Origin of the sequence: Pseudoflavonifractor sp. 60 (assembly GCF_009911645.1) — a bacterium.
GTDB lineage: Bacteria > Bacillota > Clostridia > Oscillospirales > Oscillospiraceae > Lawsonibacter.
Genome location: NZ_QWKI01000001.1, coordinates 94,201 through 107,522, shown reverse-complemented (window position 1 = coordinate 107,522; position 13,322 = coordinate 94,201). Strand labels below are relative to the sequence as shown.

Below are 13,322 nucleotides of genomic sequence, written 5' to 3'. Positions count from 1 at the left end.
TTTCCTGAGAACCGTATGCAGTTGTGGGTCCAATCCCGTCCACAAGCTATTAAGATCCCGAAGCAGCGTTTGCTTCTTGTGAGTTTCGGGAAAAAGGGGGAGAGAGCTTGAATTTGAAAGAACAGGAATATATTTGCACCTTGGCGCAGTTTGGCTCGATTACCAAGGCAGCAAAACAGCTTTTTATCACACAGCCTGCGCTGAGCTCCTACATCAGCGGCGTGGAGCGGTCTTTAGGTGTCGAGTTATTTGACCGGAAGGGGAAAAATTTACAGCTCACCTACGCAGGAGAGCTCTATGTGGAAAAAGCGAGACGGATGCTCGCCATGAAAAAGGAGTACCTCCAGGAGGTGGAGGACATCCTTCAAGGGGTTCAGGGCCGGCTGCGCATTGGATTGCAGCGCCGTCGGGCTCCCTACCTGGTGGTGGAGATCACCCGCCAGTTTCAGGAGGCGTACCCAAAGGTTGATTTGGAGTTCGAGGTGGGCATTGATGAGGAGCTGAAAAATCTGTTTCAGCGCCGGAAGCTGGACCTGCTGATTCACAATGAGTACCTTGGGATTCGAGACGCGGTGCGGGACACCCTGATTAACGAAAAGGTGTTGCTGGTGATGAGTAAGCGGGACGCGCTGGTAGAGAAGGGGACCTATCTGCCGGACTGTCCTTACCGCTGGATGGACATGAAGTGTCTGGAGGAGCGGACGGTCGTCCTGCCCAAGGTTGGCCAGAGTCTGCGGATAGACTGCGATCACATTCTGAAAAAAGCGGGAATTGTGCCCAAGAAAGTGGTAGAAATAGGGCATATTGATACAGCGACCCAGTTGGCGGCAGAGGGCTTCGGGATTGGATTTACTCGGGAGAGCTTTGCCGTGCAGTTCCAGTATCTGAAACAGCCCGAATTTTTTGCGGTGGGTATGCCAATCGAGGAGCGGCCGCTCTACGCAATCTACCACGAGGACATGGCGGACAGCCGGCAGATATCCTGTGTGGTGGGAATCGTTCGGGATGTGGTGAAGGAGATTTTTGAGAAACGAATGCTGTAAGACAATATCAATTGGAGTGGGGCCTGTTCGCATGGGAGAGCGGACAGGTCCCGCTCTGATTTTTTGGCTGGAACACAAATATGAAGGATTTTAGAGCAGAAAATTCATATATAAATCTAATGGACTTCATAAGTATTTCTTATATATAGCGGGTCTGAATCAACAACAGCAGTACTTTCTGTGCGGTTCGACTCGAAAAAAGCTGAGAACAAAGGGCTAATAGATAATTTTGACGAAAATAGGACTCTTTATAGATGTGGAAGAAAAGATACTCCTCCGGCGAAATTCACGGGTTTTGGAGAATGTTTGGGGCGATTATGAAAAAAGAGGATATAACAAATTCAATTTATACCTGGTATAAGTTATAAATAGTTGGAAAAGCTCCGATTCTGGAGTAAAATTTTATACAGCAGTACGGTAAAACAAGTCACAGACAAATATCCCTGTGACAAATACAGAGAGGAGAAACAGTTGCCATGGATGGGGACAAGCAGACCATGTATGAGACAATTGACGCTATGAAGCAGGAGCTCTGGCGGATGGGAGATGACATTTTCGACCACCCTGAGGTGGGGACAAAGGAGGTGTACGCCAGCGCACTGCTGGAGGATTGGCTGGAGGAGTACGGCTTTGCAGTGGAACGTGGTCTGGGCAGCCTGCCTACCGCCTTCCGGGCGGTCTATGAGCAGGGGACAGGCGGTCCCTCCATCGGTCTGCTGTGCGAGTACGACGCCCTCCCCGGTATTGGACACGCCTGCGGCCACCATCTTCAGGGGCCCTGTATCATTGCTGCCGCTAACGCGGTGAAAGAGGCAGGCCTCCGGGCGCCCTTCAAATTGGTGGTCTACGGGACCCCGGCGGAGGAAAATCTCTCCGGAAAAATCACCATGATTCAGGATGGCTGCTTCCAGGATATTGACGTGGCGCTGATGATGCACGGCAGTCCCACCACCACCTGCGATGTGAAATCCATGGCCAACTACCATGTGGACGTCCACTTCAAAGGGACCAGCGCCCATGCGGCCATCAATCCGGACCTGGGGCGCAGTGCGCTGGACGCCCTGCTGCTCACCTTCCAGGGGGTCGAGTTTCTCCGGGAGCACGTGCGGGAGGATACCAGGATGCACTACACCGTCACAGACACCTATGGTCTGCCTGCCAACGTGGTGCCTGACCGGGCACAGGGTTCCTTTATTCTCCGCTCCTACAATACATACACCCTGGAGAAAATTTTTAAGCGTTTTGAAAACATTGTCCGGGGCGCGGCGCTGATGACGGACACAGAGGCAGAGATTATAGTCCGTTCCCGGATGGCCAGCAAGATTCCTGTGCTCCAACTCAATCAGGTGCTGCTTCGGTGCGCCAAGGAGATCAATGCCCCCGGCTTCAGTGAGGCGCCCAGGGAGAAAACCGGCTCCACTGATTTGGGAAACGTCATGCAAATGATGCCTGGGTCCTGCATTCGGGTGTGCTTTGTTCCCAAAGATGCCGCCTCCCACTCCCAGCAGTTTTTGGACAACGGGAAAGCGGAGACCGGACACAACGCGATTATCGTAGGGGCGAAGGTGCTGGCAGGGACCTGTTGTGAGCTGATTGAGAAGCCGGAGCTGATGGAGGCGATTCAGAAAGAGTTTAAGGAGCGAAAAGCGCAGCTGGAACAGGAGGCTTGAGTATGTGGAGATACATTTTAAAACGTCTGGTCATGCTGATCCCGGTGATGCTGGGCACCATTCTGGTGGTGTATTTCATCATGGACCTGTCCGATGTGGACCCGGCCCGGGTCATTCTGGGGGACGCGGCGACAGAGGAGACGGTGGCCCAGCTCCACGAGGAGCTGGGATTGGACGACCCCTTCCTGGTGCGCTATGGGCGCTATATCTGGGACCTGCTCCACGGAGACATGGGCCAGTCCTACACCTACCATACTGCCGTATCCGACCAAATCATGCAGCGGCTGCCCAACACCTTCCTGCTGGCGGGGACGGGAATTCTTCTGTCGGTCATCATCGGAATCCCTATTGGAGTGCTGGCGGCCAAAAAGCAGTACAGCCTGTTTGACAATGTGTCCATGGTGCTGTGTCTGTTTGGTGCGGCCTCTCCCGCTTTCTGGATTGGCCTGGTGCTGGTGCTGGTGTTCAGCCTGCACCTGGGGATTTTCCCCGCATCCGGCATGGGGCGCGGTTTCTTCGGCGTCCTCCGTTCTCTGGTCCTGCCTGCCATAACCCTCAGCCTGCACAGCACGGCTATGGCGGCCCGCACCACCCGCTCCTCCATGCTGGAGACCATCCGTCAGGACTATGTGGACACAGCCAGAGCCAAGGGGGTGTCGGAATCCACCATTACTGTGCGCCATATGCTGCGCAACGCCCTGATTCCCGTGATTACTGCGGTGGGGCTGAACTTCGGCGTGCTGCTGGGGGGCTCCGTGCTCACCGAGACGGTGTTTGCCTGGCCCGGCATCGGCCGCTATGTGATTGAGGCCATCAAGTTGAAGGACATTCCCAGTGTGCTGGGCTGCGTGGTTACACTGTCCGTCATGTTCACGGTGGTCAACCTGCTGGTGGACCTGCTCTATGCCTTTGTGGACCCGCGGATTAAGGCGCAGTATAAACAGGGAAGGGGGCGCGCAAAATGAGCGAAAAAAAGACAAGCGCGGCGATGTGTGAAAAGCCGGTGGACGCGATTGTAACCGGTGTCCAGAGCCGCGGGCTGTGGGCGGACGCGTGGCGGAGGTTCCGCAAGGACCGGCTGGCCACGGTAGGGCTGGTAGTCATTCTGTTTTTGGTGGCGGTGGCCATTGCCACGCTGATTATTGACTGGGCAACCCACAACGCCATTTATGACCAGTATGTCATCAAGCAGAACCTGTCCATGAAGCTGGCTGGTCCCAGTCTGGAGCACATCTTCGGCTGCGACGAGTACGGGCGGGATATCCTGTTCCGCCTGATCTGGGGGACGCGGTACTCCCTGTTTATCGGCATTGTCTCCATCCTCTTCGCCCTGATCTGCGGCGGTGTGCTGGGGGCTGTGGCCGGCTTCTACAGCGGCTGGATTGACAACCTGATTATGCGTGTGATGGACATATTCCTCTCCATTCCCTCCATGGTTATGGCCATTGCCATCGTCTCTGCCCTGGGGACGGGAACCTTCAACCTGCTGCTGTCCATCTCGGTGCCCCAGATTCCCCGGCTGGCGCGGATTGTGCGGGCCTCGGTTATGTCGGTGAAGGACCGGGAGTTTGTGGAAGCGGCCCGGGCGGTGGGGGCCGGCGATGCCCTCATTATCTTTAAATATGTGATTCCCAACTGCTTGGCTCCCATCATTGTCCAGGCCTCTCTCAACGTGGGCACTGCGATTTTGAACATCGCCGGCCTGAGCTTTCTGGGAATTGGCGTGGAGGCGCCCGCACCGGAGTGGGGCTCCATCCTCAACGCCGCCCGTACCTATATGCGGGACGCCTGGCACATCTCCATCATCCCCGGTCTGGTCATCATGCTTACCGTGCTGTCCCTGAACCTGGTGGGCGACGGTCTGCGCGACGCGCTGGACCCCAAGCTGAAGAACTGAGGGGGGTTGAACTATGGCTTTTTTAGAGATTAAGGACCTCCAGGTGGACTATGCCACCGACGAGGGTGTGGTCCACGCGCTGAACCACGTGGATTTGGAGCTCCATCAGGGGGAGACCCTGGGACTGGTGGGGGAGACAGGGGCCAGCAAGACCACCATGGCCAAGTGCATCATGCGCCTGCTGCCCCAGCGTACCGGCCGGATTCATTCCGGAAAAATTATCTACCAGGACCAGGACCTGCTCCAGGCCAGTGACCAGGAGATGCGCAAGATCCGGGGCGCCCATATCGCCATGATCTTCCAGGATCCCATGACCTCACTGAATCCGGTGCTGACGGTGGGGGAACAGATTGCCGAGGCGGTGGAGAACCACCGGCACTGCTCCAAGGCGGAGGCCATGCGCCGGGCGGAGGAGATGCTGGAGCTGGTGGGCATTCCGGCCCAGCGGGTAGGGGAGTATCCCCACCAGTTCTCCGGCGGCATGAAGCAGCGGGTTGTGATTGCCATTGCCCTGGCCTGCGACCCCAAGCTGCTCATCGCCGACGAGCCCACCACCGCCCTGGACGTGACCATTCAGGCCCAGGTGCTGGAGATGATGCAGGCGCTGAAGGAGAAGCTGAACACCTCTATGCTGCTGATAACCCACGACCTGGGGGTTGTGGCCCAGAACTGCGACCATGTGGCGGTGATTTACGCTGGGGAAATTGTGGAGTACGGCACGGTGCGAGACGTTTTTAAACGTATGTCCCACCCCTATACCAGGGGACTGTTCACCTCCATTCCCCAGGTCAATGCGGATGTGAAGCGGTTGATCCCCATCCCCGGTATGATGCCAGACCCCACCCAGCTCCCGGCGGGATGTAAGTTTTGTACGCGCTGTCAGTTTGCAGATGACCGGTGCCGGAGGGAACACCCGGGGCTTTACCCGGTGGAGGGCATTCACACGGCCCGCTGCTTCCGGTTGGAGAAGGGAGGAAGTCTGACATGAAGGGTGAAAAGAAAGAGCTGATCCGGACGGAGCACCTGAAAAAGTACTTCCCCACGCCCCGGGGACTGCTCTACGCGGTGGACGACATCAACTTCTCCATTCTGGAGGGGGATACCCTGGGGGTGGTGGGTGAGTCGGGCTGCGGCAAGTCAACTCTGGGACGGGCTATTCTCCGCCTCCACGAACCCACGGACGGCACGGTCTTCTTCGATGGGGAGGACATCCTGAAGCTGAACAGGCGTCAGATGAAGGACAAGCGCAAGGATATGCAGATCATCTTCCAGGACCCCTACGAATCGCTGAACCCCCGGCTGACAGTGAGCCAGGCCATCCAGGCCCCGCTGATTATCCAGGGGATGTACAAGGCCAGTGACCGGGCTGGGCTGGAGAAGAAGACGTTGGAGATGATGGACCTGGTGGGACTGGCCCGTCGGCTGGTCAACACCTATCCCCACGAGTTGGACGGAGGCCGCCGCCAGCGTATCGGCATCGCCCGAGCCCTGGCGCTGAACCCCCGGTTTATTGTGTGCGACGAGCCGGTGTCCGCCCTGGACGTGTCCATTCAGGCCCAGGTCCTCAACCTGATGCAGGACCTCCAGGAGCATCTTGGCCTGACTTATATGTTCATAACCCATGATTTGTCGGTGGTAAAGCACCTGTCCACCAACATTATGGTCATGTATCTGGGCCAGATGGTGGAGATGGGGACCCCCGCGCAGATTTTTAAACATCCCTGCCACCCCTACACAAAGGCCCTGCTGTCCGCCATCCCCATTCCCGATCCAGACCAGCGGATGGACCGCATTCAGCTGAAAGGGGAGCTCACCTCTCCCATTAATGTGGGCCCGGGGTGCCGCTTCGCCAAGCGCTGTGTGTACGCCACACCGGAGTGCAGCCAGACGGGGTGCGCACTGCGAGAGGTGGAGCCGGGCCATGTGGTGGCCTGCCATATGGTGGGAGAAGCCGTTGATTAGGCCGGAAGGCTTGTCAAAATACAATTAGATGGAGGTTTATTATGAAAAGGCATCCGAAGTATCTGAAGGTGAAGCGCCTGAAATATGCAATTCTCGCGGCGGCTATGCTGTTAACCTGTGCCCTGGCGGGCTGCGGAAACGGCGGGAACAACGGCGGCGGCGGCAATGCCGGCGGCAGCGGAGGGGGCAGCCGCGTCCAGAAGGACACTCTGATCGTGGCTAAGAACGAGGACGTGGCCTCTCTGGATCCCTCTCTGGCCATCAATCAGAAGTCCTTCACCGTCTACGGCCAGATTTTTGAGGGCCTGGTCCGTCTGGACCCTGAGACGGGAGAGGTAGTTCCCTGTCTGGCTACCCAGTGGGAGCAGTTGGATGAGACCACCTGGCACTTCACTCTGCGGGAGGGCGTAAAATTCCACGACGGAAATACTATGACTTCCGCCGATGTAGTGTGCTCTTTTGAGCGGATTATGACAGGTATTGCCTCCAGCTATGTGGACTATATCGAGAGCGTTGAGGCCGACGGCGACTACGCTGTCACCATGCACATCAAAATGCCCTACGCCCAGATCATCCAGGCTTTGACCTACCCTGCGGCAGTGGTAGTTTCCAAGGCGGCAGTGGAGCAGTACGGAGAGGACTTTGCCCAGCACCCGGTGGGTACCGGCCCCTACGCCTTTGACTCCCGCATGATTGCCGACTCCATAACCCTGAAGGCCTTTGGGGACTACTGGGGTGAGAAGGCCAAGACGGAGAACCTGATCTTCAAGGTTATTCCCGAAGGGACTCAGCGGACCATTATGCTGGAAAACGGCGAGGTGGACATCATCTGCGACGTGCTGTCCAACGACGCCGTCCGGGTTGATGAGGCCCCCAATTTGACCCTGATCCATGAGACAGGCTATAAGTACTACGGCCTGTATTTTAAGTGCGACTCCCAGGGCCCCACCAGCAACAAGCTGGTGCGTCAGGCGATGGAGTATGCCATTGACAAGCAGGCCATGGTGGACGCCGCTATGTCTGGCTACGGCCAGGTGGGCTCCCTGTACAGTACGCCTCCCACTGCCGGATACAACGCGTCCAAGGACCGGGGTAATCTGTATAATCCGGACACCGCCAAGGACCTGCTGGCCCAGGCCGGCTACCCCAACGGCTTTGACCTGGACGTCTATGTCCGCACCGGCCAGCCCTACGAGGAGCTTGCCACCATCTTCCAGGACCAGATGAAAGCCATCAACATCAATGTCAATCTGATCTCCCTGGACTCCAACGCCATTGACGAGATGGTCTACAGCGGCCAGGAGGTACCCATCCGCTTCTCCTTCTACAACAATATCTGCGGCGACGTGGACTTCATCATGCAGAAGCTGCTGCCCGACACCTACGGACAGATCTATTTCAATGATAAGATGAATGATCTGATTTCCCGGGCCCGGGCGGAGACCGACGTGGCCAAGCGCCAGCTGGTCTATGATGAGTTCTACGACCTGATGGCGGAGGACGTCCCCCAGGTTGCCTTCTTCTATGAGGAGATCCTTATGGGTCTGAACAGCAATGTGGAGGGCTTCCATCTCAATCCCCTGGGCGCCCACCAGTACGCCAGTGTGGCTGTCTATCAGTAAAGCAGAGTGACCTTGCCGGACGCCTGCCCCGGAGGTGGGCGTCCGCGCCATTTTTAAAGGAGGCGCGTTTGTGATGAATACCTTTTCGGTGGTCCGGGAGGAGATTTCCACGGAAAATATGCTGGAGACGGTCCAAAAGATTGCGTCCTGGGAACGGCTGTCCGGCTCGGAGGAGGAGCTGGAGGCTTTCCGCTATCTGAAACAGCGGCTGGAGGACTACGGCTATGCGACCCAACTGCTCTCCTGCGACACCTACATCAGCCTGCCGGTGCGCTGCCGGCTGCGCGTCAACGGGGAGGAGGTCCAGGCCCAGACCCACTCCATGGTCCCCAGCGCCCATGCGGCGGCCTCTCTGGTCTACTGCCCCGGGGAGGGGGATATGGGGAGGACAGACTGCGCAGGAAAGATTGTTCTGACCCGGGGCCGGGCGGTGTTCGGGCCGGTGGCTGCCGCCCAGAAGGCGGGGGCGGTGGGCGTCATTTTTATCCAGGAGGCGGTGATTCGGGAGTGTATCCCCTCCGGCTGCTGGGGCAGTCCAACCCCCGCAGACTGGGACCTGTTCCCCCAAATTCCGGTGGCCTCGGTGGTGGACAGCGACGCGGATCCCATTGTGGAGAAGCTGCTGGAGGGTCAGCAGATGCTGGGGGAGCTGACCACGGTGACGGACACCTCCTGGCGGAAGATTCCCCTCCTGATCGGCGAGCTGAGGGCTCCGGCGGAGATGGAGCGTTTCGTTCAGTTCACGGGACACCTGGATTCCTGGTACTTCGGGGCCATTGACAACGGCACCAGCAACGCCATACAGCTGGAGGCGGCCCGGCTGGTCCGGGAGCATCAGGGGGAGCTGAAGCGGAACTTCCGGGTTGTGTACTTCTCCGGTCACTCCCACGGGCGCTACGCCGGGTCCGCCTGGTATGCTGACCACTTCTGGGAGGACCTGCACGAGAACTGCGTCATCAACATCAACACTGACAGTGCAGGCGGAGTGGGAGCGGACGATATTGCCCACTCCATCGTCATGCCGGAGACCAGGGACCTGGCGGTGGAGATTGTCAGGGAGCAGACGGGGCAGACCTTCGAGGGGGTTCGCTGCGGCCGTCTGGGGGACCAGAGCTTCTGGAACGTGGGGCTTTCCAATGCCTTTGCCTCCTTCTCCCGGCAGAAAAAGGTGCTGCTGCCCGATGGCCGCATGGGCTACCCCCGGGGGAACGCGGAGCTGGGTCCCGGCTGGCACACGCCCCAGGACACCGTGGACAAAATCGACCCGGAAAACCTGCTGCGGGACGCGAAAATTTTGTGTGAATATGTGATGACCTTCCTGACGGAAGACCGGCTGCCGCTTTACTATACCCGCACAGCGGAGGACATTGTCCAGCGGCTGGAGGACTGGGCGGAGCTGGCCGGGGAGGAGTTCGATTTGACCAAGCCGCTCCAGCGTGCCAGACAGCTGCTGGCGCTCTGCCGGCAGTTTGACGGGACGGAGCTGGACGACGAGGCCCGCAACGAGACCATGCTGCGCCTGGGCCGCATTCTGGTCCCCCTGGACTTCACCCGGGGCAACCTCTATGGGACGGAGCCTGCTATGCCGGTGGACCCCATGCCTTCCCTGTCGCCCATCCGGGCGCTGACGGCGGAGGGGACGGAGCAGCGGGAGAAAATGGCCATCCGTCTGTCCCTGGTGCGGGCGGTCAACTATATCAACCACAGCCTGCTCCAAGCCATCCGGCTGCTCCAGCGGGCGCTGTGACCGGCTCTGCCGGTTGGGAGGAATCTGAAATGGCGAAAATCGTAAGTTATACGGTGACCTGCGTGACCCGTCCCCATGTAGTGCTCACCACGTCCTACGGCAAAGCGAAGCAAGAGCGCACCCATGCCCTGGTGGCGCTGCGGGACGAGGAGGGGTGGGTTGGCTATGGCGAGGCGACCCCCCTGAGCCAGTTTACCGGAGAGACCGCTGAAACGGTCCGCCTCATTCTGGAGGAGGTCCTGCTGCCGGCTCTGGTGGGGGTGGACTGCTTCGACATTGCCGCCGCCCACCGGAAGATGGATGAGACCATCGCGGCCAACTGTGGGGCCAAGTCGGCGGTGGACTGCGCCATGTATGACCTGGCGGCCAAGACGCTGCAAACGCCCCTCAGTACCCTGCTGGGGGGAAAGTGCTGGGACAGGGTCCCCATCAACCGGCACATCGGGATTGTCTCAACTCGGGAGGCGGAGGAGATGACCCAAAACTATGTGGCCCAGGGCTTTCTAAACCTGAAGCTGAAGGTGGGCGGCGATGTGGACGCCTGCGCGGAGCGCATTTCAGCGGTTCGCCGCAGGGCGGGGCCGGAGGCCAAGATACGGATTGATGGAAACTGCGGTTTCTCCTACCAGGAGGCGGTCCGTCTGATCCGGAAGACAGAGGACTGCGGACTGGAATTTTACGAGCAGCTGCTGCCCCGGTGGGACCTGGAGGGAATGGGCAGGCTGCGAAAGGAGTTCGGTGTTCCCATTCTGGCGGACGAGGCGGTGAACTCGGTGCGAGAGGCAATGGAGTACGCCCTGTACGGCGCGGCGGACGCGGTGACCATCAAACTGTGCAAATGCGGGGGTCTCTACCCCGCTATGCGCATTGCCGGGGCTGCAGAGGCGGCGGGGATGCAGGTGGTGGTGGCCAGCACCTACGATACCCATGTTGGCTGTTCCGCCTGCCTGCATCTGGCCAGCGCCCTCCCCAACGTCCAGGCGGCCTGTGACCTGACCACCTTCGCAACCCAGCCGGACCAGGGGCAGACCTGCCACGAGCTGGAGGGGATGTATCTGCGTGCTGGCGGTGAACCGGGCATTGGTGTTTGGGGAATGTGCGACTACTCGATGGAGGTACAGCGGTAAGGAGGAACACAGAAATGGACAGTATAACATTATATCAGAGAATCGAGGGGGAACTGGACCTGGACCGGATGGAGGCCAGCGTACAAACCATCGGCGGCTGGCACCGGTATACGGGGACTCCCCAGGGAGAGCGGTTTGTGGACTATCTCACCGGGGAACTGGACCAATCGGGGATTCCCTATACCACAGAGGAGTACTGTGCTTACACCAGCCTCCCCCTGGCGGCGGAGTTGGTCCTGCCAGGGGAGACCCCCATCCGCCTGATCGGCGACGTGTTCAGCGGAGAGGCGGAGAGGATGGAGGGGGAACTGATTTACGACAGGTGGCCGGAAGGGAGCTCTGACAAGGAGAACGAGGTGCGCTTCGCTGCCTTTCGGGATAAGATTGTACTCACCCGTTCCAGCGGGGGGGCCTTTGCGGAGCGGGTGAGCAGAGCGGGAGGAAGAGGTGTCCTCCACATCAGCAGGAGTCCGGGGGGCTATATCCACCATGACAATATCAGCGCCTCCTGGGGGACGCCGTGCAGCGGGGAACACCGGTTTTTAGGGTGTATTCCCTCGGCGGGCATCTCTCTGGAGGACGGGGAGGTGCTGATCCGCTGGCTGGATCAGGGGAGGGTCCGCGGAAGACTGACGGTAAAAATGGATACACGGGTACGGAGGAGCCGGATGCCGGTGGTCCACATTCCTGGGGCGAGCGAGAGCTTTGTGCTGCTGAATGGCCACTACGACTCCTGGTACGAGGGGATTACCGACAACGCTGGCAGTGATGCCATTCTGCTGGAGCTGGCCCGGGCCTTTTGGAACCACCGGGAGCACCTGAAGCGAGGGGTGCGCATTGCCTGGTGGTCGGGTCACTCCGACGCCCGGTACGCCGGTTCGGCCTGGTACTGCGACCGCCACTGGGAGGAGCTGAACCGAAACTGTGTGGCCAACATCAATCTGGACCTGACCGGCTGCAAGCTGGCCAAACAGATCAGGGCCAGAACCACCTGCATGGAGGGGGAGGAACTGACTGCCGGGCTGATTCAGGAGTTTACAGACGCCCAGGCGAAGCCTTACATCCCCATGATCCGGGGCGGAGACCAGAGTTTTTGGGGGGTTCGCATCCCCATCGACATCATGTTCAAATATGAGCCCCGGGACGAGGACCGGGTGTCGCCCTGCCCCAGTGGTGGTCCCTGGTGGCACACCGACCAGGACACCATTGACAAGCTGGACCGGGACATCCTCCTGCGGGACGCCCGCCTCAACGGAAAGCTGGCCTGTCTCATTTTGAACGCCCAAATCCTGCCGGTGCGGATGGGACAATTTCTGGAACAGATGGAGGAATTCCTGAGGGATATCCAGGCCGGTTTGAGTGAGGATTTTGAGCTGTCCAGCACCATTGACCGAGTGCGGGCGCTGGTCCCCCTGTGCGGCCGCCTGGAGGAGAAGCTGAGTAGCATGACGGCGCGGGAGAGCGACCGGATTATCAAGCGGGTTGCCGGTGAACTGGTCCGCCTGGTCTACACCAGTGGAAGCCCCTACCAGCATGACCGCTCAACACCCTATCAGCCCTTCGGCGTTCTGGCCGGGGCTCAGGGGAAGCGATGGGAGAACACCCCGGAGGAGCTGTATGTGTTTGAGATGACCCAGTTCCGGCGGGCCTGCAACCGAATCAAGGGCCAGATGGCGGAGCTGGCGGAGGAGATGGAGCGTATGCTGTCGTAGCGCGGAGGGGCCCTGTCGCCATTTATTTGGGTTGATTTTGGACAGCGGTGGTAGTACAATGCTTTCTGTAAAAGCAGGGCAGAGAGAGCGCCTTGGCCCGATAGAGGAGCAGGGTCCAACACCTTTCCATCGTCGGCTGCTGCCGCATCTTGATGGACGAGGAATTGACACCTCTAGTGAGAACTAAACGGCGATTATCCCAAGCTTTGTGCAGCAGAGTACACTTCCTACAGAGATTTGGACGGGCTGCGTTTTCATCTCAGCGGTGGGGAGGACATAGGAATTTGATATGATTTGGTACGTCTACATCCTTCGCTGTGGGGACGGAACCCTGTATACCGGAATCACCGACAATGTTTCCCGCCGTCTGGCCGCCCACCGGGCAGGGAAGGGGGCCAAGTACACCCGGGGGAGGGGGCCGCTGGAGCTGGTCTATCAGGAGGCGGTCCCCGACAAGTCTGCCGCTCTGAAACGGGAGAACGCCCTCAAAAAGCTGACAAAGCAGCAGAAGGAGCGTTTGATTCTGGAACAAATATAGCAGG

The 13,322-nt window shown here is 59.0% G+C and carries 11 protein-coding genes; all 11 read left to right on the top strand.

The annotated features are described in order from the left end of the window. Positions 1-107: 107 nt before the first annotated feature. Complete coding sequence (locus tag D1646_RS00550) at positions 108-1,043, top strand: LysR family transcriptional regulator (protein ID WP_160634544.1); 936 nt, start codon at positions 108-110, stop codon at positions 1,041-1,043. A gap of 476 nt (positions 1,044-1,519) precedes the next feature. Next, positions 1,520-2,713 carry a M20 family metallopeptidase gene (locus D1646_RS00545; protein WP_160634543.1) on the top strand — a complete coding sequence of 398 codons (1,194 nt, stop codon included), beginning with the start codon at positions 1,520-1,522 and terminating at the stop codon, positions 2,711-2,713. A 2-nt stretch (positions 2,714-2,715) separates the two neighbouring features. Continuing rightward, complete coding sequence (locus D1646_RS00540) at positions 2,716-3,678, top strand: ABC transporter permease (protein WP_160634542.1); 963 nt, start codon at positions 2,716-2,718, stop codon at positions 3,676-3,678. Then, complete coding sequence (locus D1646_RS00535) at positions 3,675-4,610, top strand: ABC transporter permease (RefSeq protein WP_243153961.1); 936 nt, start codon at positions 3,675-3,677, stop codon at positions 4,608-4,610. Before D1646_RS00540 ends, D1646_RS00535 begins: the two co-directional genes overlap by 4 nt. Positions 4,611-4,623: 13 nt before the next feature. Next, positions 4,624-5,598, top strand: a complete 975-nt coding sequence (locus D1646_RS00530) for an ABC transporter ATP-binding protein (RefSeq protein WP_160634541.1) — start codon at positions 4,624-4,626, stop codon at positions 5,596-5,598. After that, the gene (locus tag D1646_RS00525; RefSeq protein WP_160634540.1) at positions 5,595-6,572 is read left to right on the top strand and encodes an oligopeptide/dipeptide ABC transporter ATP-binding protein; all 978 of its coding nucleotides are present in this window, start codon (positions 5,595-5,597) and stop codon (positions 6,570-6,572) included. The genes D1646_RS00530 and D1646_RS00525 overlap by 4 nt, the downstream gene beginning before the upstream one ends. A gap of 41 nt (positions 6,573-6,613) precedes the next feature. Next, complete coding sequence (locus D1646_RS00520; protein ID WP_160634539.1) at positions 6,614-8,194, top strand: ABC transporter substrate-binding protein; 1,581 nt, start codon at positions 6,614-6,616, stop codon at positions 8,192-8,194. A gap of 73 nt (positions 8,195-8,267) precedes the next feature. After that, positions 8,268-9,941: a M28 family metallopeptidase gene (locus D1646_RS00515; RefSeq protein WP_243153965.1), complete on the top strand. Its 1,674-nt coding sequence runs from the start codon at positions 8,268-8,270 to the stop codon at positions 9,939-9,941. 29 nt (positions 9,942-9,970) lie between these two features. Next, on the top strand, positions 9,971-11,068 hold the full coding sequence (locus tag D1646_RS00510) for an enolase C-terminal domain-like protein (protein WP_160634537.1): 1,098 nt from the start codon (positions 9,971-9,973) through the stop codon (positions 11,066-11,068). 14 nt (positions 11,069-11,082) lie between these two features. Next, positions 11,083-12,780, top strand: a complete 1,698-nt coding sequence (locus tag D1646_RS00505) for a M28 family peptidase (protein ID WP_160634536.1) — start codon at positions 11,083-11,085, stop codon at positions 12,778-12,780. A gap of 289 nt (positions 12,781-13,069) precedes the next feature. Beyond that, a complete protein-coding gene (locus tag D1646_RS00500) occupies positions 13,070-13,318 on the top strand; it encodes a GIY-YIG nuclease family protein (RefSeq protein ID WP_160634535.1) in 249 nt (82 codons plus the stop codon). Positions 13,319-13,322: the final 4 nt, after the last annotated feature.